We start from the raw sequence: 22,895 nt of genomic DNA, 5'->3' as shown, positions 1-22,895 counted from the left end.
CAAACGTGACCCTTTCTCCCGTCATTCGTCTGCATGCCAACGACAACGTCCTGATCGCCCGAACCGATCTGACGCTGGGCCAGCCGCTGGAAGCGCTTGGCGTGCGCATGCGCGCCCAGGTGCCTGCCGGACACAAGATCGCCGCGCGTGCGATTGCGCGCGGCGAACAGATTCGCAAGTACGACACCGTGATCGGCGTGGCCGATCGCGACATCGCGGCGGGCGACCACGTGCACAGCCATAACCTGCGACTCGTCGATTTCTATCGCGATCCGGAATTCTGTCGTGACGTGCGGCCCGTGGACTATGTGCCCGAAGCCGAGCGCGCCACGTTCATGGGCTACGTGCGCCCGGACGGCCGCGTGGGCACACGCAATTTCATCGGCATTCTTTCATCGGTGAACTGCTCGGCCACCGTCATCAAGCACATCGCCGCGCATTTCACGCCGGAGCGGCTGGCGGCCTATCCCAACGTCGACGGCGTGGCCGCGTTCGCGCAAAGCAGCGGTTGCGGCATGTCGTCGCCCAGCGAGCATTTCGATCTGCTGCGCCGCACGCTGGCAGGCTACGCGCGCCACCCCAACCTGGCCGGGGTGCTGATCGTCGGACTGGGCTGCGAGCGCAATCAGGTGGCGTCATTGGTGGACTCGCAGGGGCTCACGCCCGGCGAAAACCTCCATACGCTGGTGATGCAGGACACTGGCGGCACGCGCGCCACCATCGAGGCGGGCATCCGCGCCATCGAGGCCATGCTGCCCGCCGCCAACGCATGCACGCGGCAAGCGGTCAGCGCCAGCCATCTGAAGATCGGCCTGGAATGCGGCGGCTCCGACGGCTTTTCGGGCATCACCGCCAATCCGGCGCTGGGTGCGGCCATGGATATTCTTGTGCGCCACGGCGGCACGGCGATCCTGTCAGAAACGCCCGAGATCCACGGCGTGGAATACATGCTGACGCGCCGCGCGGTCACGCCGGAAGTCGGCCAGAAGCTGCTCGACAGACTGGCCTGGTGGGAACGCTACACGGCGGGACACAACGCGCAATTCAACGGCGTGGTCGGCCACGGCAACCAGCAGGGCGGCCTGGCGAACATCTTCGAAAAGTCGCTGGGCTCGGCCATGAAAGGCGGCACCACCCCGCTGCAGGCAGTGTACGAATATGCCGAGCCGATCGACACCGCGGGCTTTGTCTTCATGGATTCACCAGGCTACGACCCAGTGGCCGCAACCGGCCAGATCGCCAGCGGCGCCAACCTGATCTGCTTTACCACCGGGCGCGGTTCGATGTTCGGCTCCAAGCCCGCGCCCACCATCAAGCTGGCATCGAATTCGCCGATGTATCGCCGCCTGGAAGAAGACATGGACATCAACTGCGGTCTGGTGCTCGATGGCGAACTGAGCGTTGCGCAGATGGGCGAACGGATCTTCGAGCACATCCTGCGCGCGGCATCGGGCGCTCCCACCAAGAGCGAACTGCTCGGGCTCGGCGATCATGAATTCGTGCCCTGGCATGTCGGCATCGTCAGCTAACTTTTCTTCGCATTCCTCATGCTTGAATCCCTTTCCAACGGCGAACTGCTGCGTTCGCAGAATTTCATCGCGCAGCAATGGTGCGATGCGCGAGACGCACGCCAGATGCTCGAAGTCACCGACCCAGCCACGGGTGACGTGATTGCCCGCGTGCCAGACAGCGGCGCGGCCGACGCCGCACGCGCGGCCGATGCGGCGGCGGCCGCGTTTCCGGCATGGAGCGCCCGCACCGCACGGGAACGCGCGCAAACCATCAAGCGCTGGCACGCGCTGATCCTCGCCAACGAGGCCGATCTGGCGCGCATCATCTCGGCCGAACAGGGCAAGCCGATGCACGAAAGCCTGGGCGAAGTGCGCTATGGCGCGTCGTACGTCGAATGGTTTGCGGAAGAAGCCACGCGCATTTGCGGCGACGTGGTGGCCGAAGCGGTGCCGGGACGCAAGATGATCGTGCTGAAGGAGCCGGTCGGCGTGGTGGCGGCGATCACGCCGTGGAACTTCCCGCTGGCGATGATCGCGCGCAAGATCGCCCCGGCGCTGGCCGCCGGCTGCACCGTGGTGGCCAAACCCGCCGAAGACACGCCGCTGACCGCGCTGGCGCTGGTGTATCTGGCCCAGCAGGCCGGGCTGCCCGATGGCGTGCTCAACATCGTGACCGCGTCGCGCGCCAGCACGCCGGCCGTGGTCGATACCTGGCTGGCCGATCCGCGCGTGCGCAAGATCACGTTCACGGGATCGACACCGGTGGGCAAGCATCTGGCGCGCGAATCGGCCGCCACGCTCAAGAAGCTGTCGCTGGAACTGGGCGGCAACGCGCCGTTCATCGTCTTCGACGACGCCGATGTCGATGCGGCCGTGGAAGGGCTGATGGTGGCCAAATTCCGCAACGGCGGGCAAACCTGCGTCTGTCCGAATCGCGTCTACGTGCAGGCTGGCGTGCATGACGCCTTCGTCGACAAGCTCGCGGCCCGCGTGAGCGCGCTGCATGTGGGCCCGGCCAGCGAGGCCGCCGCGCAGATCGGGCCGATGATCAACGCGCGCGCTGTCGACAAGATCGACCGCCACGTGCAGGACGCCGTGGCGCACGGCGCGCGCGTGGTGGTGGGCGGCCGGCGCGTGCGCGAGGCCGACGGCCCGCACTATTACGCGCCGACCGTGCTGGTCGATGCAACGCCGGCGATGGCGCTGGCGCACGAGGAAACCTTCGGCCCGGTGGCGCCCGTGTTCCGCTTCACGCACGAGGACGAAGTGGTGCGCGACGCCAACGACACGCCGTTCGGCCTGGCGGCCTACTTCTATTCGACCGACGTGCGGCGCATCTGGCGCGTGGCGCAGGCGCTGGAAACCGGCATCGTCGGTATCAACGAGGGGGCGCTGGCGTCCGAAGCCGCGCCGTTCGGCGGCGTGAAGGAATCGGGCTACGGCCGCGAGGGATCGCGGCACGGGCTTGACGATTACATGCATACCAAGTATCTCTGCCAGGGCCAGTTGAACTGAGCCCACCCAACAGGAGACAACCCCCATGCCCGCACACAACCCGTTCAAGACCGCGCTGGCCGCGCGCCAGGCGCAAATTGGCCTCTGGATGTCCGGCGCCACGCCCTATCTGGCCGAAGTCAGCGCGACGGCCGGCTTCGACTGGCTGCTGGTCGATGGCGAACATGCGCCCAACGATGTGCGCACCATCCTGCAAACGCTGCAGGTGCTGGCGCCCTATCGGTCGCAGCCCGTGGTGCGCGCCGTCTCTGGCGAAACCGCGCTGATCAAGCAACTGCTCGATATCGGCGCGCGCACGCTGCTGATCCCGATGGTCGATACCGCCGAGCAGGCCGCCGCGCTGGTGCGCGCCACACGCTACCCGCCCTTCGGCGTGCGCGGGGTGGGCAGCGCCGTGGCGCGTGTGTCGCAATGGACGGCGCGCAAGGACTATCTGGACGTGGCCGACGACGAGGTGTGCCTGCTGGTGCAGGCCGAAACCGTGACCGCCATGCAAAACCTGGAAGCGATCTGCGCCGTGGAGGGCGTCGACGGCGTGTTTATCGGTCCGGCCGACCTGGCTGCGTCGATGGGCCACCGCGGCAATCCGGGCCATCCCGATGTGCAGGCGCAGATCGAAAGCGCGATGCGCACCATCGTGGCCAGCGGCAAGGCCGCCGGCACGCTCACTTCAGACAACGCGCTCGCGCGTCGTTATCTGGAACTGGGCTGCACCTTCGTGGCCACCGGCGTCGACGTGCTGGTCTTCGCCAACGCGGCGCGCAAGCTGGCCGCCGAATTCCTGCCGGATCGCGCGCAACGCATCGACGCGCCCGGCGCCGCCTACTGATTGTTGAAGATGACCTCACTGCCCTCTCAAGACGTTCTGCTGCATGCCATGCAGGACATCGTTGGCGCCAACGGCTGCCTGGTAGCCGACGCCGATACCGAATCGTTCGTCACCGACTATCGCCGCATCTATCGCGGCAAATCGCCGCTGGTGGTGATGCCGTCGTCGACCGAACAGGTCAGCCGCGTGATGGCGTGGTGCTACGCGCATGACGTGCCGGTGGTGCCGCAGGGCGGCAACACGTCGCTGATGGGCGGCGCCGTGCCGGACGACAGCGGCACGGCAGTGGTGGTCAGCCTGAAGAAGATGAATCGCGTGCTGGACGTCGACACGGTCAACGACACCATGACCGTCGAGGCAGGCGTCACGCTGTCGGCCGCACGCGCCACCGCCGACGAAAACGGGCGGCTGTTTCCCTTGCGCATCGGCTCCGAGGGGTCATGCCAGATCGGCGGCAATCTATCGACCAATGCCGGCGGCACGGCAGTGCTGCGTTACGGCAATATGCGCGACCTGGTGTTGGGGATCGAAGTCGTGCTGCCCGACGGGCGCGTGTTTTCGTCGCTCAAGGGGCTGCGCAAGGACAACACCGGATACGACCTCAAGCATTTGTTCGTCGGCGCGGAGGGCACGCTCGGCATCATCACCGGCGCGGTGCTCAAGCTGATGCCGCAGCCGCGCGCCACGGCGGTGGCGTTCGTCGCGGTGCAAAGCCCCGCAGCGGCCGTGCAACTGCTTGGCCAAGCGCGTGCGTTGTCGGGCGGCGCGGTCACCGCCTTCGAGCTGATCTCGGCGCCCGCGCTCGATCTCGTGCTCGAATACCTGGGCAACGCGCCGTCGCCGCTACCCGCGCGGCACGACTGGATGGTGCTGATCGAACTGACCTCGGGCGCCGACGAGGACAGCCTGAACGCGACGCTGATGGAAATCCTCGAAACGGGCCTCGGCAACGGCTGGGTGGTAGACGCCGCCGTCGCTTCGAGCCTGGCCGACATCCAGCAGTTCTGGCGTATCCGTGAAGAAATCTCGGACGCCCAGACCCGCACCGGCGGCAGCATCAAATGCGATATCTCGGTGCCGGTGTCGCGCATCGCCCAGTTCATCGAAAAGGCATCGGCCGACGTGCTGGCGCTGGAGCCCGCTACGCGCATGGTGATCTACGGTCACATGGGCGACGGCAACGTCCACTTCAATCCGCTGCGGCCGCGCGACCGCGACGCAAAATCGTTCCTTGCGCAGTGGTACAAGCCCGTGTCCGATCTGGTCGATGGGCTGGCCCATGCCGAGAACGGTTCGATCTCCGCGGAACATGGCATCGGGGTGGCCAAGCGCGACGATCTCCGGCAATACAAATCGCAGGTGGAACTGGAATTGATGTGGCAGGTGAAGCGCGCGCTCGATCCCAAGAACCTGCTCAACCCCGGGCGCGTGCTGCCGCAAATCGATGGAGCGGCGGCGTCCTGATCGCAGGCAGGATCGCGGTCGTTGCCAACGGTTGTTGCCAACAGAAAAGAGAAAAGGCGGGGCATCGCGCCCCGCCTTCCGTGACTGCATTTTTCACTGGCGCGCGCCGTGCCGCAGCGCACGCCAGTTCGCAGGGGTTTCCGCTCAGCGCGGATTCCGGTTCTTCTTCATGTCTTCCTTGGCGTCGCCATAGGCAGCCTGCGTGCGGCCCGCTACCTGCTCGGCCTTGCCCTTGACTTCCGTGGACGCCTTGCCGGTTACCTTGCCGGCCAGTTCCTTGGCCTTGCCCTTGGCTTCGTTCACACGGCCTTTCACTTGGTCCTTGTTCATGGTCACGCTCCTATGATCGGTTCGAAAAGGCCGGGTCCCCGTCAACGGACCGTCGCCAGCGGCGACGCGTTGCATGGGAAGCGGCGCTAGAGGACAGTGTAGAAAATACGCTGGCGCATGCACGTAGGACGACACCGCAATGGTGTGTCGGACGCCATCTCCGGCGCGGCCGCGCGGCCGCTCGCAAGTGCCGCAAAGGCGGCTTCACCCGTTTGTCGGCACGGCACCGGCGGCTAGCGCCGGCCGCCGGCCAGTTTCACGGCGTCCGGATGTTGCCTGAGCCGCCACATCGCCACGCAGCCGAGCGCCGGGCCGATAGCGAGCATGCCGAAGCCACCGCGCCACCCCAGCAGCGCCACCACGTCGGGCAGCAGGTGGATGCTGACCAGCGTCAGCAGAAATCCGGCGCAGGTTTGCGCGGTCAGCAACGTGCCGATGGACGAGGGATCGGCCAGTTCGGTCACGCTTGCGGAAAACTGCGCGGAGTCGGCGATGACCGATACGCCCCATACCAGCGCGACTGCCACCAGCACGGTCATCGGCGCCGCGCCGAGCCAGCCCATCGCTGCGGCGCACGATGCGCTGACGGCCATCGCGCCGATCGTCACCGCGGTGCGCCCCACGCGGTCGGCCAGCCAGCCGCCGAGCCACGCGCCCAGCGCGCCGATGGCAATCACCGTGAAGGTCAGCAGTTCCGCATCGGTGCGCGCGTCGGTGGCGCCGCGGGCCGCCAGCGTCTGTTGCAGGAACAGCGCCAGCCACGCCCACATCGCGTAAAGCTCCCACATATGGCCGAGATAGCCGAGATTGGCCAGCCGCACGGCAGGCTGACGCCATGCCTGCGCGATCTTGGACAGGTCGATGCGCGCGGCGCGCTTCAGATGCGGACCGATGCCAGCCAGCCCGATGATTGCCGCCGCGCACGCGGCGCAGGCCGCGGCCACGCCGTAAATCGTGCGCCAGTCTGCGCCGCCGGTGGCCGCCACCAGATGCGGGCTGGCCGATCCCAGTGTCAACGCGCCCACCAGCAAGCCGATCAGCAAACCCAAATCGCGTTGCGCCCAGGTGGCGGCAAGCCGCATGCCCACTGGATACACGCCGGCCATGCACACGCCGGTGACAAAGCGCAGCACCGCCACCGTGCCGCCGGTTGGCGGCAGGAAGGCCAGCGCGCCCGTGGCGATGGCCGCCAGCAACGCCGAGCCCGCGAACAGGCGCCGCAGATCGTAGCGATCGGCCAGGGAAAGCAGCGCGGACGCCAGCGTGCCGGCCACGAAGCCGAACTGCACGGCGCTGGTCAGCAGCGCTTCATCGAAGGCGCTGATCGAATGCGTGCGCTTGATCACCGCCACTGCCGTACTGGCGGAAAACCACACGCCCATTGCCGCCACTTCGGCCAGCAACAGGATCACGATCGAGAACAGTTTGCCGCGTGAGGGCGATGCCGGCATGCTCACGCCGCGGCCGATAGCGCGGCGGCGCCGACGCGATGGAAGTCGCGGCCGAAATAGATCAGGCCGTCCCTATCGATGGCGGTTTGCGCGGCCTTGATTTCGCAGAAAAACACGGTATGCGTGCCGACTTCGGTCACCGATACGATCTCGCAATCGAGTGCGGACACCGCGCCATGCAACACCGGCGCGCCGGTCACCAGCCGGTCCCACGCGGCACCGGCAAAACGCGCGTCGATCGACAGCTCCTTGTCGGCAAAGCGCATCGCCACATCGCGCTGTTCGGCGCTCAGCACGTTCACGCACAGCCTGCCGTTGGCGCGCATCGCCGCATTGTTGCGGCTGGCGCGATGGATGCAGACCAGCAGCGTGGGCGGCTCATCGGTCACCGCGCACACGGCGGACGCCGTGCAGCCGGCCATGCCGGCCGGGCCATCGGTGGTGACGACATTGACGGCGGCGCCCAGGCCAGCCATCGCGTCACGAAAGGTTGTCTTGTCGACCATGATCCAAAGCCCGACGATTACAGGTTGGCGCCCGCGCCGCGATAGCGCGCGGCGGTGTGCGATGCCGGCAGCCGCGCGCGGCCAAACAGCTTGTCGCGATAGGTGCCGGTCCGATACGCGGTCTTGTAGGCGCCGCGCTCCTGCAACAGCGGCACCACCAGATCGATCACGTCCGTGAAACACTCGGGCACCACGGTGCGCGACAGGTTGAAGCCATCGACGCCGGTTTCCTCGCTCCACGCCATCAGCAGATCCGCCACGCGCTCCGCGGAGCCCACCCACGGCGGCTGGCGGCTGCCCAGCACCATCTGTTCCAGCAGCTTGCGGCGCGTCCACTGTGGCCCGGCGCTGCGCGTCATCGCTTCGACGTTGGACACGATGGCCTGGCTCTTGCCCGTATCGATCGGCTCGTCGAGGTCATAGCGCGCGAAATCGATGCCCAGCGAAGCCGCCGCATGCACCAACGCCGCTTCGGAGCTGACATAACGGCGATATTCCTCGAATTTTTCCTGCGCCTCGGCGTCGGTGCGCCCCACCACCAGCGTCGCGCCGAGAAACACCTTGACGTCCTCCGCCTGCCTGCCCAGTTGCACGGCCTGCCTGCGAATATCGTCGACGATGTCCCTGACGCCCTCCTTCTTCTGTCCGTTGACGAACACACATTCCGCGTGCGTGGCGGCAAAGCGCCGGCCGCGCGTCGATGCGCCTGCCTGATACAGCACTGGCGTACGCTGCGGCGACGGCGCGCAGAGGTGCATGGCGTCGACCTTGTACTGCGGCCCATGATGATGAATCGCACGCACCTTCGCGGGATCGGCGTAGATGCCGCGCGTGCGGTCGGCGACCACCGCATCGTCATCCCAACTGCCTTCCCACAGCTTGTAGACCAGCGCCATGTATTCGTCCGCCAGATCGTAGCGGTCGTCGTGCGCCACTTGCCCTTCCATGCCGATCGCGCGCGCGGCGCTGTCCAGATAACCGGTGACGATATTCCAGCCGATGCGCCCGCCGGTCAGGTGATCGAGCGTGGACATGCGGCGCGCGAACAGAAACGGCTGCTCGTAGATCAGATTGGCGGTGACGCCAAATCCCAGATGCTGCGTCACCGCGGCCATGGCGGGGATCAGCAGCGTAGGATCGTTGACCGGCACCTGCACGGCGCCGCGCAGCGCGGCATCGGCACTGCCGCCGAAGACGTCGTACACGCCCAGCACATCGGCAAAGAAGATGCCGTCGAACAGGCCGCGCTCGAGTGTCCTGGCGTAATCGACCCAATATTGGAGCTCGGCGTAGCGATGCGACTGGTCGCGCGGATGGGTCCACATGCCTTGCTGGATGTGGCCGACGCAATGCATGTCGAAGGCATTCAGGCGGATTTCGCGCGGCATGGGGGCTCCGTTCGGCGATTGGGGCGTTCGATTTGCCATCCACTATAGTGGACGAAATGCCATTATCGTAAGGACTTACCGCGCAGGGTTTACCCGTATGCCTTCGATCGATGCGCGCCGGAGCCAACGCCGCGCCGCTCTTATAATGCGACGTCTCCCGACTTGCCCATCACCATGAGCCGACTCCCCGAAGACCCGACCCACGCCATCTCGGCGCGCGTGCGCATCGAGCGCGAATCGCGCGGCTGGTCGCTGGCGGATCTGGCCGACCGCTCGGGCGTATCGCGGGCGATGATAAGCAAGATCGAGCGCGGTGAAGCCAGTCCAACGGCGACGGTGCTGGGGCGACTGTCCGGCGCGTTTGGGTTGCAGCTGTCGATGCTGTTGGCGCTGGCCGAGCAGAGCGGCGAACGAACGAGCCGCCATGCGGACCAACCGGTATGGCAGGACCCCGAAACCGGCTACACGCGCCGCGCGATCTCGCCGCGCAATGGCGGCATGCTGGAACTGGTGCACGTCACGCTGCCCGGGCGTGCGCGCGTGGCCTATCCTTCGTCGGCGTTCACGTTCCAGCACCAGCAGATCTGGGTGACGGAAGGCACACTGGTCTTCGAGGAAGGAGAACTGGTGCACACGCTGCACGCGGGCGACTGCCTGCAACTGGGGCCGCCTGCGCCATGCACGTTCGTCAATCCTGGCAGCACGCCGTGCGTCTACGTGGTGGCACTGGTACGACGCTGAGGACCTCCCGCGCAACGGCGGCGGCCAGCATCAGTGCTGATCGGCGTCGATCCACACGTTGGTCGATGCACCGGCGCGCGACAGGCGCATCTGGTAGGTGTAGCGCTCCGGGTGATACAGGCCGACCAGAAACTGTACGGGCCGGCCTTTGCTGTCGCTGGCCACACGCGACACGCGCAGCAGCGGCACGCCCGGCGCGATGCGCAGGATGCGCGCCACATCGAGATCGGCCACTGCGGCGCCGAGCGTCTGCTCGGCCGACACCACCTCGACGCCATGCTGTTGCAGCGCCACCAGCATCGGCGTGTCCTGCAGCGTATGGCGATCCAGTGCGCCGGCCAGATCGCCGGGCACGAACACTTCGGTGTAAGCGATCGGCTGCGTCTTGAACTTGCGCACGCGCACCACCTTCAGCACCGGTGCGCCTGGCGGCAAGCCAAGCGCGGTGCTGACCGACGGCGGCGCCGGCATGCGTCGCCATTCCAGCACCTGCACGCGCGTGCGCATGCTGACGCTGACGATATTGTCGAGCAGCCCGCCGCTGACGTGCGGCACGGTGGACGCCTGCGCGCGCCCGTGCCGGAGCGTCGGCACCGTGCCCTTGCCACGCATGCGCATGACCAGTCCCTCTTCCTGCAGCCGTGCCAGCGCCGCGCGCACCGTCACGCGCGCCACGCCGAATTCTTCGGCAAGCTGACGCTCGCCGGGCATGGGCATGCCGGTTTCATAGAGACCGGCGCGCAGGCGGTCCCGCAGGATCAGGCGAACCTGCTGAAAGCGCGGCAGGCCGGTATGGGTATCGAGCGTCATGCTGGAAATCGAAGCCGCGGACGCGGGGCCGGAAACGCGGCGGATGGTTGGCGACGCCGCCACGGTACGCGCGCGGCGGCGCTTCGACAAGCGGTGTTATTCGTACTGCTTGCCCAGCGCCAGCATCTCGGGCGTGCCAATGACATCGTTGAGCGCCTGGAACGACAGCATCCTGTCCAGATACGGCGTGGTCGTGCCGTGGCCTTCCAGACTGTGGAGATAGCTGCGCAGCGCAAAACTCAGCGCGCGCACCGTGCCGCCTGGGAAGATCGCGATCCGAAAGCCGATCTCCTCGAGCTCCTGCGCGGGCAGTACCGGCGTCTTGCCGCCCTCGACCATATTGGCTAGCAGCGGCGCGCGCGCGCCGAGCCGGGCGATGGCCGTGGCCATGTCGGCGCGGCTGCGCAGCGCCTCCACGAACAGCACATCGGCGCCCGCGTCCGCGTAGCGTTCGGCACGTTCCAACGCCGCGTCCATGCCCTCCACGGCCACCGCGTCGGTGCGCGCGATGATCAACGTATCGTCGCTGCGCCGCGCATCGCAGGCCGCACGGATCTTGCCGGCCATTTCCGCCGTGCCGATCACCGACTTGCCGTCGAGATGTCCGCAGCGTTTCGGCATCGCCTGGTCTTCGAGCTGGATGGCGGACGCGCCCGCGCGTTCCAGCACGCGCACGGTCTGCATCACGTTCAGCGCGTTGCCGAAGCCCGTATCGGCATCGACCATCAGCGGCAGCGTCGGGCAGCGTTCGCGGATATTGCGCGTCACCGAGGCCACGTCATCAAGCGACAGAAAGCCGATATCGGGACGGCCAAAGCGCGTGTAGGCGATGCTTGCGCCCGACAGATACGCAGCCTGAAAACCCGCCTGCTCGACCAGCAGGGCCGACAGCGCGTCGTAGACGCCCGGCGCGGTGACGATGCCTGCGGCCTGCAGGCGTTGCTTGAGTGTCATGGCACGTCCTTGTTGACAGAGAGTTGACCCGACGCGATCCTGCGCGCCAGATGCGGCACCAGACCGCCATCGCGGATCATGGCCACCAGATGCGGGGGAATCGGCTCGCATTGCAATGCGGATTCGCCTTCGACAAACACCTGCGCGGTTTCGATCTCGCACCGCGCGCGCAGACCCGCGGCAATCGACGGCAGCGACGCGCAGGTGAACAGCGGCAGGCCGAGGTTGAAGCCGTTGCGATAGAACAGCCCGGCGAACGACGGCGCCACCACGGCGCTCACCCCGAGGTGGCGCAGCACTTCCACCGCCTGCTCGCGCGACGATCCCGCGCCGAAGTTGCGCCCGCCGATCACGATATCGCCGGGCCGCACGCGGGCGGCAAAACTCGGGGCCACCGCTTCCATGCAGTGCCGCGCGATCTCTTCGATACCGAACTTCATGTACGCGCCGGGCGCAAGCAGATCGGTGTTGATGTCGTCGCCGAACACCCAGGTGCGGCCGGTATATGCGGCGCTCATGCCAGCACCTCGCGTGGATCGGCGATGCGGCCCGCGATGGCCGACGCGGCCACCGTATAGGGCGAACCGAGATAGACCTGCGATGACGCCGCGCCCATGCGTCCCTTGAAGTTGCGCGCCGTGGTGCTGATCACCACGCTGTCTTCGCCAAAGCGGTGTTCGCCATAACCGGCGCAGGCGCCGCACGCATTGGGCAGCAGTTCCGCGCCCGCATCGGTCAGCGCGCCCAGCGTGCCTTCCTGCGTGGCGCGCGCCTGATCGGCGGCGCTGGCGGGTGCCACCAGCAAGCGTGTGCCAGTTGCCACGCGCCTGCCGCGCAGCACTTGCGCGGCCATGCGCAGGTCTTCAAGCTTGGCGCCCGTGCACGCCCCGATGTAGGCAACGTCGATGCGCACGCCGCCAAACGCATCGACATCGTCGGCATCGGCCGGCGTGTGCGGACGCGACACCTGCGGCGCCAGCGATGCCGCGTCGAACGCGTGCGTCGACAAATAGGCCGCATCAGCGTCGGACTGCCATGTGGCGAGATCGATGTCGTGCGCCGCCACGCCCGCGTTGCGCAGCCAGTCGTGCGTCACGGCGTCGGGCGCCACCAGTCCCACTTGTCCGCCCAATTCAGCGGTCATGTTCGAAAGCGTCATCCGCTCCTGCATCGACAGCGCGGCCACGGCATCGCCCGTGTACTCCACGGCCTGATACTGGCCGCCGTCCATGCCAAAGCGCGTGCACATGCGCAGCATCATGTCCTTGGCCGACACGCCCGCGCGTAGCCGCCCGTGCCATTGCATGCGGATGGTCTGCGGCACGCGCACCCAGATCTCGCCGGTCACCAGCACGCCGAGCATCTCGGTGGCGCCAATGCCGAACATATAGGCGCCAAACGCGCCTCCGGTCGACGAATGGCTGTCTCCGCCGACAGCGAACATGCCGGGACGCAGATAGCCGTGCTGTGGCACCACCACGTGGCAGATGCCCTCCATGTCATGAAAGCGCGTCACGCCGGCCTCCTTCACCCAATCGCGCGCGATCTGCACGATCTTGCGGCTGTCCGCGTCGTGGGCGGGCACGTAGTGATCGGTGACCACCACGACCTTGTCCGGATTCCACACCTTCGCACCCAGCTTTTCGAGCATCGGCTTGACGCGGCGCGGTCCGCCCGAGTCGTGCATCATCGCCAGATCCACGCGGCATGTGACGATTTCCCCCGGCGCCACGGCGGCCCTGCCCGAAGCGCGGGCCAATAACTTCTGTGCCAATGTCTGGCCCATCATGCGTTCCCTTACTCCACCCGAGTGCCAGACGCCTGGATCACGCGGGCCCAATGCTGGATATCGGCGCGCACGAATTGCGCGAACGCCTGCGGCGTTATGTTCACGGTCGTAGCGGCTTCCGTTTCCATGCGCTGCTTGTACGCCGGATCTTCCAGCGCGATCCTGACCGCGCGATACAGCTGGTCGGTGGTGGCCGACGGCAGCTTTGCCGGACCGAACAAGCCGAACCACGCCGACGATTCGAAACCCTTCACCGTTGCGCCGATCGGCGGCACGCCCGGAAACTGCGGCAGCGCGTCCTTGCTGCTGACGCCAAGAAACTTCAGCGTGCCCGCTTTCAGGTGCGGCAGCACGTTGACCGTGCTGGCGAACATCAGGTCGACGGTGCCGCCGCCGAGCAGATCGGTCAGCGCGGGATTGGTGCCCTTGTAGGGAACGTTCACGATATCGGCACCGGTCTGCAGCTTGAACTGTTCGCTGGCCAGATGCAGCGACGATCCCTGCGCGCCGATCGCAAACGTCAGCTTGCCCGGATTGCGCCTTGCATAATCGATCAGTCCGGCCGTGGTATCGAATGGCGCGTTCTTGCGCGCCACCAGCACACTGGGCACGCGCGCCACCATCGTGATCGGCGTGAAATCCTTCACCGGATCGAACGGCAGGTTCTTGTAGAGCGACGCGTTGATGGTGTGCCCAGTGAAACTCATCAGCAGCGTGCTGCCGTCCGGCGTGCTGCGCGCCACGTATTGCGCGGCGATGTTGCCGCCCGCGCCGGGGCGGTTGTCCACCACCACCGTGCGATGCAGCGTGTCGCCCATCGAACGCGCAATCAGGCGCGCCAGGGCGTCGGTAGTGCCGCCCGCGGGGCTGCCCACCACGATCGTGATCGGCTTGTCCTGCGCCGCGTGCAGCGCCGGCGCGACGAGCGCAAAGGTCGCCAGCGCGGCGCCGGCCGTGAGCTTTCTTCGACTGATCATCGATGTCTCCGCCTTTTTTGATGGGGTTTCGGCGGACTGTATGCCCCGGCGTCGCACCGCTCAATGGAACCAGCTGGTCCTATCCACGGGACCACCGGGCGACGCGCATTGTCCTGACATTGTCGTGCCGCCCGCATGTCGGCACATTGCGCCACGGGGCGACCGCGCAAGCCGCGACGGGCCGCGCGCAAAGCGTGCAATGGTACACAAAACGCGCACATCGCGTCGCCCGCGGGGCGGGTTTTCCCGCTTGACACTGCCTTGCCGAGGACTTACATTGCCCCGGCAGATTCAGATAAGAGACCATCTGTAGGATGGTCTCTTAGCGCGTGCAGTTTGCTGCGGCCTCTTACAGAACAACGATAAAGGAGACCGCCGTGCAAAGCTCTGCCATCAAGATACGTGGCATCGACGATGTCATCGCCTTCATAGATTCCTGTCCTGGTATTCGTGGCCGCGCCGGCGTTGTCTGGTGGCTGGCACTGGGCGGACTGTTTCTCGACGCCTTCTCCAATTCGGCACTGAGTGCGGGCCTGGGCCCGATGACGCGCGACCTGCATATGGAACCCGGACAGGTGGCGCTGCTCACGTCGTTCGCGTCGTGGGTGGCCATCGCCTTCAACCCGCTGGGCGGCTGGATGGCGGACCGTTGGGGGCGCGTCAGGCCGCTGATCCTGGCCAAGCTGTTTGCCGTCACCGGCGCCCTGCTGGTGGTGTTCGCACCGGATTTCCAGACCATCCTGATCGGCCGCTTCTTTGTGGGCGCCGCATACGGCATCGACTTCGCCATTGCCATGGCCGTGCTGGCAGAGTTCACGCCGGTCAAGCTCAAGAGCCGCCTGAATACCTGGCAAGGCATGTGGTACACGGCCGTCTGTCTGAACCTGGTGCTGGCGCTGCTGTTCCATTCGTGGAATGTGGGCGATGCGATCTGGCGCTACTCGGTGGCCGCCACGGCCGTGTTCGGCATCGTCATCCTGATCCTGCAGGTGCTGTTCCTGGTGGAAAGCCCAACGTGGCTGGCCCGCAAGGAAAGACTCGATGACGCCGCGCGCGCGATGACGCGCATCTATGGCCGCGCCTTCGAGGCCGCGCCGCCTGCCGAGCGGATTCCGGTCACCAATATGGCGCGGCGCGGGCTGGCCAATGTGCTGCTGATCTTCCGCGGCATCTATCTGCCCCGCACGATCCTGGCCGCCACGGTGCAGATCGGGCAGTCGATCCAGTACTTCGGCATCGGCTGGTATCTGCCGCTGATCAGCGCGGCGCTGTTCGGCAAGGATTTCGTGTACGCCACGCTGGGCGCGCTGGTGTTCAACATCTGCGGCATCTTCGGCGGCTTCCTGTCGCCCGTCATCGGCCGCCGGCTGGGGCTGCGCCGCGCATCGGCGTTCGGCTTTGCCGCGGTGTTCGTCATGCTGCTGATCCTTGGCCTGTTCAACGGCAGGATGCCGACGTGGGTGGCCGTCATCGTGCCGTCGCTGTTCATCCTGTTTCATTCGGGCGGCCCCGGCGCCAACGGCAAGAGCCTTTCGTCGCTGTCGTTCCGCAGTGAACTGCGCGCGGGCGCCAACGGCGTAATCGGCGCGCTGGGCGCCATCGGCGCTGCGCTTGGCCTGCTGGTGTTTCCACTGTTCCGCGCGCGCTACGGGCTGGAAACCACGTTCCTGATTCTTTCGGTCGTGCCGCTGGTCGCCAGCATCATCTGCTTTGCGATCCGCTGGGATCCGACGCGCACAACCATTCATCCCGATAACGAAGCCGACGCGCCGCAGTTCCGCAGCGATGCGCGCGACGCAGCCGGCTTCATGCATCCCGCCACAGAGAAGTAGATCGTCATGCCAAACAGGAACGTCATCCTCGCCATCGACGAGGGCACGTCCGGCACGCGCGCCGCGGTCGTCGCCAGCGACGGCCACGTCTCGTGCCTTGAATACACCGCACTGCAGGTCGATTCCCCGCGCCCCGGCGTTGTGGAACAGGACGCCAACGTGCTGCTGGAAAAGACGCTCGACGTCTGCCGCGCCACGCTGGCGCAGGCCGCACGCGAGAATCTCAACGTCGTGGCGCTGGCGGTCGCGACACAGCGCGCCACTGGCGTGCTGTGGGACACCGTGACCGGCCGCGCGCTGGTGCCCGCGATGGTCTGGCAGGACACGCGCTATGCCGCCGCGCTCGATCGCCTGGCGCCCGAATGGGACCCGCGCCTGCGCGCCAGCGTCGGGCGACCGGCCGGCGTGCGTTCGCCCTACCTGTGGGCCGCCACGCATCTGCGCGAGACACCGGCCGTGGCCGACGCCTGGCGCCGGAAACGGCTGGCGTTCGGCACCGTCGACAGTTGGCTGCTGTGGCATCTGTCGACCGAGCGCGCCTGCGTCACCACGCCCACCAACGCCACGTCCTGCAGCGCCTATGTGCTGGGCGAACACCGCTATCTGGCCGAATGGATCGACGCGCTCGGCTTTCCGCATGAGCTGCTGCCCGCGCTGCGGCAGGACGCCGACGATTTCGGCCGCACACGCGTCGACCTGCTGGGCATCGATGTGCCGATCCTGGCCTGCGCGGGCGATCAGTTGGCCGGCGCGGTCGGCCTGGGCTGTCTCGACGCCGGGCAATCGATGTGCCTGCACGGCACGGGCAGTTTCGTGGACCTCGTGATCGGTCCCGGGCTGCCGGCGCGCAGCGGACAATCGGACAGCACACTGACGATGACGGCGCGACGCCTGCACGACGTGTCGCATTTCTCGGTGGAGACCTTCGTCGCCACCACGGGATCGGCGCTGAACTGGGTGTGCGACAGGCTGCGCTGGTTCGAAAGCGCCAGGCAGATCAGCGCGCTGGCATCCAGCGTGACGTCATCGCGCGGCGTGACCTTCATTCCGGCGCTGACGGGGCTGCGTGTGCCGGCGATGCAGCCCGAGGCGCGCGCCGCGCTCAACGGCGTGTCGATGGCCACCACACAGGCCGAAATCGCCTACGCGATTCTCGAAGGCATCGCCCATTCGGTGGCCTCGTGCATCGACGCCAATCGCGACATCGCCGGCGTGCCGGTGCGCGATCTGGTGGTCGGCGGCGGGCTATCGGGCAGCGACGCGCTGCTGCAGATGCAGGCCGATCTCACCGGCTTGCCGATTCACCGCATGCAGGAAAGCGATCGCGCCAGTCTGCGCGGCATCGCCTATCTGGCCGGCGCCTCGGGCCTGCTGTGGGATGGCCTGCAGCAGGCGCGCACCACCACCCGGCCCGACGCGGTGTTCACGCCGCGCATCGGCGACGACGAACGGGCCGCGCGCCGCGCGCTCTGGCACGCGCGCGTGGCCTCCGAACTCAACCACGTGCAGGCGTTTGCCGCGCATTGACCCACCTGGAGAAGCAAGCAACATGATGGTCCTGCCATCCCGCAGCGCAAACCGCGAGCGCGCCGCCATGACCCGCACCGATCCGTTGCGGCTGGTGCGGCGCGAACAGCTCGACCGCCTGGGCGCCGACACGTTCGACATCCTGATCGTGGGCGGCGGCGTGACCGGCGCTTACGCCGCACTGGACGCCAGCCTGCGCGGCTATCGCGTGGCGCTGGTCGAAAAGAGCGACTTCGCATCGGGCACGTCGTCCAAGTCGTCGAAGATGGTGCATGGCGGCCTGCGCTATATCGAACAGGGCAACCTTGGCCTGGTGCGCCATTCCCTGCTGGAACGCCAGCGCCTGCGCCGTAACGCGCGGCATCTGGTGCAGCGCCTGCCCTTCCTGTTTCCGGTGCTGGAGCGCGACGGCGTGTTCGACCAGCGCCTGGCCAAGGCCTTCGAAGGCCTGCTGTGGACCTACGACCTGGCCGGCGGCTGGCGCGAAGGGATCCTGCACCAGAAGCTGACAAAGGCCGAAGTGCTGTCGCACTGCCCCACCTTCAACGAGGAACATCTGAAGGGCGGCTTTCTCTATTTCGACGCGCGCGTGGACGATGCGCGGCTGACGCTGAATATCGCGCGCACCGCCGCATTTCACGGCGCCGCTGTCACCAACCACGCGCGCGTCGCGGAAATCACGCGCAACGCGCATGGCAAGGTGGACGGCGCGATCGTCCAGGCCGACGGCCGCGAGATCCGCGTGCGCGCCGGCGCGGTGATCATGGCCACCGGCGTGTGGCTGCGCGACTGGACCGGGCGCCGCAAGGACGAACAGAAGACGCTGCACATCCGGCCCGCCAAGGGCGTGCACATAGCGATCCCGTGGCTCAAGATCCGCAACGACTGCACGGTCACGATCCCGGTGCCGGGCCGCAGCCGCCGCGCCACCATCACGCGCTGGGGCAATGTGTCGTACCTCGGTACCACCGACGAGGACTACGACGGCGATCTCGACAACGTTATGTGCACGCGGCAGGAACTCGATTTCCTGCTGGACGGCGCACGTTCGGCGCTGAAGACCGACCTGCAGCCCGAGGACGTGGTCGGCAGCATCGCGGGATGCCGGCCGCTGGTGGCGCCCCCGGGCGGCAAGACGCTGGAAATCAAGCGCAATCACGAAATCCACGTGGCCGGCGACGGCCTGGTGACGATCGTTGGCGGCAAGCTCACCACGTCGCGCCATATGGCCGAACAGACCATCGACGCCGCACAGCAGGTGATCGGAAAACGCGCCAGGTGCCGCACGAAATCGGCCTATCTGCTGGGCGCCGCGGGCTACGACGCGCAGGCCATTGTCGCCTCGGGTGGCATGGCCGCGCACCTGGGCGAGCGCTACGGCACCGAGGCGCGCTTTGTCAGCGACATCCTGCAAGCCGACCCGTCGCTGGCGCGGCCCATCGTCGAGGGCCTGCCGCACACCGAAGCCGAGATCGTCTATGCCGTGCGCCATGAACTGGCCGGCACCGTAGACGACATCCTTTCGCGCCGCATCCGCGCCCGCCTGATGGCGCGCGATGCATCGGCGCAGGCCGCGCCGCGCGTGGCCCAGATCCTCCAGGCCGAGCTCGGGTTGTCCGGGCAGGCCGTCGCGCAGCAGGTCAGTGACTATCTGGCCGCCGTCGCACTCGAAAAATCCGTCCTTATGGGAGACGCAGCATGATCAGCAAGGAAGCCATCAAACGCGGCTACAACCGCGGCAACTACGTGGTTGGCAAGCACACGCCGCCGCACTTCGCCGCCAGCATTACCGAAACGCCGGACCGGCCGGGCCTGCAGCGCGATGCGGTGCCGGTCGACGCCGCCACCATCGACGCCCTGCGCCGCGTCGCCGACGAGGTGCTCACCGCCACGGGCGACGTGGTCAACTGGACGCGCGACTGGTGGGCCGGATCGATGATGACCGAGACCGGCGGTGCGCCGGCCACGCCGCGCGGTGTGATCGTGCGCGCCTCCACTGTCGAGCAGATCCAGGCGGTGATGCGCATTGCCCATGCCAAGGCGATTCCGGTCACGGTTTCGGCCGGGCGCAGCAACGTCACGGGCGCAGCGCTGCCGGTGCGCGGCGGCATCGTGCTCGATGTCTGCGATCTGAACGCGTTCCTCGGCTTCGATCGCGATAGCCAGATCGTCGAAGTGGAAGCGGGCATGTTCGGCGATATCTTCGAGCAGACCATCCAGCAGGAGTACGGCATGACGATGGGCCACTGGCCGTCGTCGTTTGCCATCAGCACCGTGGGCGGCTGGGTGGCGTGCCGCGGCGCGGGACAGCTCTCCACGCGCTACGGCAAGATCGAGGACATGGTCGTGGGCATGGACGTGGTGCTGGCCGACGGCCGGCTCGTCACGGTGGGCGGCTATCCGCGCGCCGCGCTGGGGCCAGACCTGATGCAGATGTTCATCGGATCCGAAGGCACGCTGGGCGTGATCGTGCGCGTGCGGCTCAAGCTGCATCGCCTGCCCGACTATGGCCGCGCCATCGCCTATGGTTTCAAGTCGTTTGCGATCGGCCTCGAAGCGTGCCGCGAGATCATGCAGCGCGGCGCCAATCCCGCAGCACTGCGCCTGTACGACGCGCTGGAAAGCGGCGTGCAGTTCGGGCTGCCCGATACCAATGTGCTGCTGGTGGCCGACGAGGGCGCGCCGGAAATGGTCGACGCGGTGATGGCGATCAGCGAGCGCGTGTGCGCCGAACTGGGCGACAGGCTCGATGGCGATGCCATCTTCGAACGCTGGCTCGATACGCGCTACCTGACCGGCAAGAGCGCCGAGGGGTTCAAGCGCAGCCCCGGTTTTGTCGCCGATACGCTGGAAATGGCGGGCCCGTGGAGCGATCTCGCGGCGATCTACACCGACGTGGTGGCCGCGATCAACGCGGTGCCCGGCACGCTGGCCGGCTCGGCCCATCAGTCCCACGCCTACGTGGATGGCGCCTGCCTGTATTTCTCGCTGCGCGGGGACGTGGCCGTGGAAGACCGCCAGAAGTGGTATCGCGCCGCCTGGGACGCCGCCAACGCGGTGCTGATCCAATACAATGCCGCGCTGAGCCACCACCACGGCATCGGCCTGCTGCGCGCGCCCTACATGGCGCCGTCGCTCGATACGGCCTTTGCGGTGCTGGAGACGGTGAAGCGGGCGCTCGATCCGCTCAACATCCTCAATCCCGGCAAGCTCGGCCTTTCCGACACGCTGCCCCACGAAGCCAGGAAGTAACACATGGACAGGTCTCTCGGCGCCCGCCTGACACGACACCCGGTGATCGCCACGCTGTACGGCGTGGAACAGATCGACGCCTTCATCGACAGCGAGGCGGAAGTCTCGATCGTGGCCAACGTGGAGCTGCGCAAGCTGCAGCCCGTGATCGCCACGCTGACGAAAGCCGGCAAGTACGTGATCGTCAATATCGACAGTTGCGAAGGGCTGTCGCAGGACAAGGGCGGCGTCGAGTACCTGGCCGATATCGGCGTGACCAGCCTGGTTTCCACGCGTGTGGCCACCATCCAGCGCGCCAACCGGGCTGGCATGGTGACGATGCAGAAGGTGTTCGTGACCGATCGCTCGACATGGCCGCGCAGCGTCAAGGCGCTGGAACAGAGCGATCCGAACCTGGTGCAGTTGATGCCCGCGCCGATGCTTTCGCACCTGCCCGAGGCGGACCGCAAGGCGCTGCCACCTATCGTCACGTCGGGCTTCGTGTGCAACCAGGACGATATCCGCAGCGCCATCGCGCACGGCGCGGTGGCGATCTCCACCAGCGACCGCACGCTCTGGCATCTGCAGGCCGCGATGCTCAAGGGCGATGCGGCGGCGCAGGGCGATGCGCCAAAGGCCGCAACGCCGCGCGCAAAGTCCAGGGCCGCCGCCCGGCCCGCTGCGGCAGCGACCGCTTCCACGTCTACGTCCGCGTCTACTGCTACGTCCGCGACATCGTTTCCGGCGTCACCGGCGGCATTTTCCAGGGCCGCCTCGTTGACGGCTTCCTTATCGACGCCCTCCCCTTCATCCTCATCGACGTCCTCACGCCGCACGCGCTAGATCACGCGGCAAACCGCAGCGCGCCGGCCATCAGTCGATCGTGGCTCCGGAAGCCTTGACCACCTTGCCCCACTTGTCGATTTCGCGCGCGATGAACTGACCGGTGTCGGCGGGCGATGTCCATGTCGCGGCAAACCCCTGGCTCGCGAATCGCGCGCGCACGTCGTCCTGATTGAGCACGGCCTTGAGCGCTTCGGACAGCCTTGACTGCACGGCCGCGGGCGTGCCCGCCGGCACCAGCAGCGCATTCCACGCCGTCGCCTCATAGCCGGGCAGGCCCGCCTGCGCCATGGTCGGCACATCGGGCGCGGCGGGCGAGCGCGTGGCGCCGGTGATGGCCAGCGCCCGCAGCTTGCCATCGCGCACGAACGGCATGGCCGACAGCATCGTATCGAACATCACCGTGGCCTGCCCCGCCATCACATCGGTCAGCGCGGGCGCGCTGCCCTTGTACGGCACGTGGGTCATGCGCACGCCGGCCATGCTGTCGAACAGTTCGGCGGCCAGGTGGGTCGATTGCCCGTTGCCCGAGCTGGCAAACGTGACCTTGCCCGGATTCGCACGGGCCATCGCGATCAGCTCCGCGACGCTGCCGGCCGGCGTCGATGGCGCGGTGACCAGCACAAGCGGCCCGCTGGTCAGCATCGACACCGGCGCAAAGTCCGTGCGCGTGTTGTAGCCCGGCTTCGAGAACAGCGTCATGTTGATCGCGTGCGCCGTGGTGGCCACCAGCATCGTGTAGCCGTCGGGCGCCGACTTGGCCACCGCGTCGGCGCCGATATTGCCGCCCGCGCCGGGACGGTTGTCGACCACCACCGTTTGCCCGAGCCGCTCCGACAGTTTCTGCCCGACCACGCGCGCCACGATATCGGTGGGCCCGCCCGGCGGATATGGCACCACCATGCGGATCGGCCGGGTCGGCCAGTCCTGCGCGCCGGCTGCCGGCGCGACCGCCAGCAACGACCAGCACAGCCACAACGGCGAGGTTCGCAACAGCTTGCTTGCCAGGTACATGCGCACTCCTGAATCGCGATGGTTTGCGGAATGAAACAGCATCGACAGCGGAATCAGTGCGTATATAGGCGCCGGCCGCACGCTATGTCACTCTGCAGCGCACCAAAGTTTTGCGGATCGAAACCGCCGGTGCGTTTCGGCAGCCAGGAGGCGCGGGAGGCGTGGCACGTAGGCGTGGAATGC

19 protein-coding genes and 1 pseudogene are annotated in these 22,895 nt (G+C 67.1%); 10 read left to right on the top strand and 10 right to left on the bottom strand.

Features of this window, described 5'->3' with window-relative positions:
* Positions 1-5: 5 nt before the first annotated feature.
* The 4 genes from AC1RKI_RS13770 to AC1RKI_RS13755 are packed head-to-tail and all read left to right on the top strand — an operon-like array spanning position 6 to position 5,319.
* On the top strand, positions 6-1,529 hold the full coding sequence (locus AC1RKI_RS13770) for a UxaA family hydrolase (protein ID WP_150980413.1): 1,524 nt from the start codon (positions 6-8) through the stop codon (positions 1,527-1,529).
* Between the two features lie 18 nt (positions 1,530-1,547).
* Positions 1,548-3,026, top strand: coding sequence for an NAD-dependent succinate-semialdehyde dehydrogenase (locus tag AC1RKI_RS13765; protein ID WP_061957018.1), 1,479 nt, complete (start codon positions 1,548-1,550; stop codon positions 3,024-3,026).
* A 25-nt stretch (positions 3,027-3,051) separates the two neighbouring features.
* Positions 3,052-3,855 (top strand): 4-hydroxy-2-oxoheptanedioate aldolase, encoded by an 804-nt coding sequence (gene hpaI, locus AC1RKI_RS13760; RefSeq protein ID WP_061957019.1) that lies wholly within the window; start codon positions 3,052-3,054, stop codon positions 3,853-3,855.
* A 9-nt stretch (positions 3,856-3,864) separates the two neighbouring features.
* Positions 3,865-5,319 carry an FAD-binding oxidoreductase gene (locus AC1RKI_RS13755; RefSeq protein WP_251165104.1) on the top strand — a complete coding sequence of 485 codons (1,455 nt, stop codon included), beginning with the start codon at positions 3,865-3,867 and terminating at the stop codon, positions 5,317-5,319.
* Positions 5,320-5,463: 144 nt separating this feature from the next.
* Here the strand turns inward: AC1RKI_RS13755 and AC1RKI_RS13750 are convergent, their stop codons facing one another.
* The 4 genes from AC1RKI_RS13750 to AC1RKI_RS13735 form a co-directional block, all read right to left on the bottom strand.
* On the bottom strand, positions 5,464-5,649 hold the full coding sequence (locus AC1RKI_RS13750; protein ID WP_061954659.1) for a CsbD family protein: 186 nt from the start codon (positions 5,647-5,649) through the stop codon (positions 5,464-5,466).
* Positions 5,650-5,882: 233 nt separating this feature from the next.
* Positions 5,883-7,100, bottom strand: a complete 1,218-nt coding sequence (locus AC1RKI_RS13745) for an MFS transporter (RefSeq protein WP_492795739.1) — start codon at positions 7,098-7,100, stop codon at positions 5,883-5,885.
* 2 nt (positions 7,101-7,102) lie between these two features.
* Positions 7,103-7,606, bottom strand: coding sequence for a flavin reductase (locus tag AC1RKI_RS13740; protein ID WP_227460795.1), 504 nt, complete (start codon positions 7,604-7,606; stop codon positions 7,103-7,105).
* 17 nt (positions 7,607-7,623) lie between these two features.
* On the bottom strand, positions 7,624-8,994 hold the full coding sequence (locus tag AC1RKI_RS13735) for an LLM class flavin-dependent oxidoreductase (RefSeq protein ID WP_490714512.1): 1,371 nt from the start codon (positions 8,992-8,994) through the stop codon (positions 7,624-7,626).
* Positions 8,995-9,168: 174 nt separating this feature from the next.
* Here AC1RKI_RS13735 and AC1RKI_RS13730 point away from each other — a divergent pair, with 174 nt between their 5' ends.
* Positions 9,169-9,735: a helix-turn-helix domain-containing protein gene (locus AC1RKI_RS13730; protein ID WP_492795736.1), complete on the top strand. Its 567-nt coding sequence runs from the start codon at positions 9,169-9,171 to the stop codon at positions 9,733-9,735.
* A gap of 30 nt (positions 9,736-9,765) precedes the next feature.
* Here the strand turns inward: AC1RKI_RS13730 and AC1RKI_RS13725 are convergent, their stop codons facing one another.
* From AC1RKI_RS13725 to AC1RKI_RS13705, 5 genes are read right to left on the bottom strand one after another with little or no spacing between them, the layout of a single operon-like run.
* Positions 9,766-10,635: a GntR family transcriptional regulator gene (locus AC1RKI_RS13725; RefSeq protein WP_341249371.1), complete on the bottom strand. Its 870-nt coding sequence runs from the start codon at positions 10,633-10,635 to the stop codon at positions 9,766-9,768.
* A gap of 6 nt (positions 10,636-10,641) precedes the next feature.
* On the bottom strand, positions 10,642-11,499 hold the full coding sequence (locus tag AC1RKI_RS13720; RefSeq protein WP_061954647.1) for an isocitrate lyase/PEP mutase family protein: 858 nt from the start codon (positions 11,497-11,499) through the stop codon (positions 10,642-10,644).
* A complete protein-coding gene (locus tag AC1RKI_RS13715) occupies positions 11,496-12,017 on the bottom strand; it encodes a LeuD/DmdB family oxidoreductase small subunit (protein WP_492795733.1) in 522 nt (173 codons plus the stop codon). Before AC1RKI_RS13715 ends, AC1RKI_RS13720 begins: the two co-directional genes overlap by 4 nt.
* The gene (locus tag AC1RKI_RS13710) at positions 12,014-13,288 is read right to left on the bottom strand and encodes a 3-isopropylmalate dehydratase large subunit (RefSeq protein WP_492795731.1); all 1,275 of its coding nucleotides are present in this window, start codon (positions 13,286-13,288) and stop codon (positions 12,014-12,016) included. Before AC1RKI_RS13710 ends, AC1RKI_RS13715 begins: the two co-directional genes overlap by 4 nt.
* Before the next feature lie 8 nt (positions 13,289-13,296).
* The gene (locus AC1RKI_RS13705) at positions 13,297-14,265 is read right to left on the bottom strand and encodes a Bug family tripartite tricarboxylate transporter substrate binding protein (protein ID WP_492795729.1); all 969 of its coding nucleotides are present in this window, start codon (positions 14,263-14,265) and stop codon (positions 13,297-13,299) included.
* A gap of 377 nt (positions 14,266-14,642) precedes the next feature.
* Between AC1RKI_RS13705 and AC1RKI_RS13700 the strand changes: the two genes are divergently transcribed.
* From AC1RKI_RS13700 to AC1RKI_RS13680, 5 genes and pseudogenes are all read left to right on the top strand, one after another.
* A complete protein-coding gene (locus AC1RKI_RS13700; RefSeq protein WP_251165100.1) occupies positions 14,643-16,097 on the top strand; it encodes an MFS transporter in 1,455 nt (484 codons plus the stop codon).
* Positions 16,098-16,103: 6 nt separating this feature from the next.
* Positions 16,104-17,624, top strand: a complete 1,521-nt coding sequence (locus AC1RKI_RS13695; RefSeq protein ID WP_492795727.1) for an FGGY family carbohydrate kinase — start codon at positions 16,104-16,106, stop codon at positions 17,622-17,624.
* A gap of 22 nt (positions 17,625-17,646) precedes the next feature.
* Complete coding sequence (locus tag AC1RKI_RS13690) at positions 17,647-19,326, top strand: glycerol-3-phosphate dehydrogenase/oxidase (protein WP_492795725.1); 1,680 nt, start codon at positions 17,647-17,649, stop codon at positions 19,324-19,326.
* Positions 19,323-20,876 carry an FAD-binding oxidoreductase gene (locus tag AC1RKI_RS13685; RefSeq protein ID WP_061954632.1) on the top strand — a complete coding sequence of 518 codons (1,554 nt, stop codon included), beginning with the start codon at positions 19,323-19,325 and terminating at the stop codon, positions 20,874-20,876. The genes AC1RKI_RS13690 and AC1RKI_RS13685 overlap by 4 nt, the downstream gene beginning before the upstream one ends.
* Positions 20,877-20,879: 3 nt before the next feature.
* Positions 20,880-21,440: pseudogene (locus tag AC1RKI_RS13680) on the top strand (glycerol-3-phosphate responsive antiterminator); the annotation flags it as partial.
* A 288-nt stretch (positions 21,441-21,728) separates the two neighbouring features.
* On the opposite strand, the gene AC1RKI_RS13675 reads toward AC1RKI_RS13680, so the two are convergent.
* The gene (locus AC1RKI_RS13675; RefSeq protein WP_061954699.1) at positions 21,729-22,712 is read right to left on the bottom strand and encodes a tripartite tricarboxylate transporter substrate binding protein; all 984 of its coding nucleotides are present in this window, start codon (positions 22,710-22,712) and stop codon (positions 21,729-21,731) included.
* Between the last annotated feature and the right edge of the window lie 183 nt (positions 22,713-22,895).

It is taken from the genome of Cupriavidus sp. GW822-FHT06G04, assembly GCF_058799075.1.
Note: the sequence above shows the minus strand (reverse complement) of the source record. Positions and strands in the feature narration are given on the sequence as shown.

What these genes read in the sequence shown, in the direction of transcription:
- AC1RKI_RS13765 (WP_061957018.1), top strand. Translation starts at nt 1,548, where the DNA reads ATGCTTGAATCCCTTTCCAACGGCGAACTGCTGCGTTCGCAGAATTTC.
- hpaI (WP_061957019.1), top strand. Translation starts at nt 3,052, where the DNA reads ATGCCCGCACACAACCCGTTCAAGACCGCGCTGGCCGCGCGCCAGGCG.
- AC1RKI_RS13755 (WP_251165104.1), top strand. Translation starts at nt 3,865, where the DNA reads ATGACCTCACTGCCCTCTCAAGACGTTCTGCTGCATGCCATGCAGGAC.
- AC1RKI_RS13750 (WP_061954659.1), bottom strand. Translation starts at nt 5,649, where the DNA reads ATGAACAAGGACCAAGTGAAAGGCCGTGTGAACGAAGCCAAGGGCAAG.
- AC1RKI_RS13745 (WP_492795739.1), bottom strand. Translation starts at nt 7,100, where the DNA reads ATGCCGGCATCGCCCTCACGCGGCAAACTGTTCTCGATCGTGATCCTG.
- AC1RKI_RS13740 (WP_227460795.1), bottom strand. Translation starts at nt 7,606, where the DNA reads ATGGTCGACAAGACAACCTTTCGTGACGCGATGGCTGGCCTGGGCGCC.
- AC1RKI_RS13735 (WP_490714512.1), bottom strand. Translation starts at nt 8,994, where the DNA reads ATGCCGCGCGAAATCCGCCTGAATGCCTTCGACATGCATTGCGTCGGC.
- AC1RKI_RS13730 (WP_492795736.1), top strand. Translation starts at nt 9,169, where the DNA reads ATGAGCCGACTCCCCGAAGACCCGACCCACGCCATCTCGGCGCGCGTG.
- AC1RKI_RS13720 (WP_061954647.1), bottom strand. Translation starts at nt 11,499, where the DNA reads ATGACACTCAAGCAACGCCTGCAGGCCGCAGGCATCGTCACCGCGCCG.
- AC1RKI_RS13715 (WP_492795733.1), bottom strand. Translation starts at nt 12,017, where the DNA reads ATGAGCGCCGCATATACCGGCCGCACCTGGGTGTTCGGCGACGACATC.
- AC1RKI_RS13710 (WP_492795731.1), bottom strand. Translation starts at nt 13,288, where the DNA reads ATGATGGGCCAGACATTGGCACAGAAGTTATTGGCCCGCGCTTCGGGC.
- AC1RKI_RS13705 (WP_492795729.1), bottom strand. Translation starts at nt 14,265, where the DNA reads ATGATCAGTCGAAGAAAGCTCACGGCCGGCGCCGCGCTGGCGACCTTT.
- AC1RKI_RS13695 (WP_492795727.1), top strand. Translation starts at nt 16,104, where the DNA reads ATGCCAAACAGGAACGTCATCCTCGCCATCGACGAGGGCACGTCCGGC.
- AC1RKI_RS13690 (WP_492795725.1), top strand. Translation starts at nt 17,647, where the DNA reads ATGATGGTCCTGCCATCCCGCAGCGCAAACCGCGAGCGCGCCGCCATG.
- AC1RKI_RS13685 (WP_061954632.1), top strand. Translation starts at nt 19,323, where the DNA reads ATGATCAGCAAGGAAGCCATCAAACGCGGCTACAACCGCGGCAACTAC.
- AC1RKI_RS13675 (WP_061954699.1), bottom strand. Translation starts at nt 22,712, where the DNA reads ATGTACCTGGCAAGCAAGCTGTTGCGAACCTCGCCGTTGTGGCTGTGC.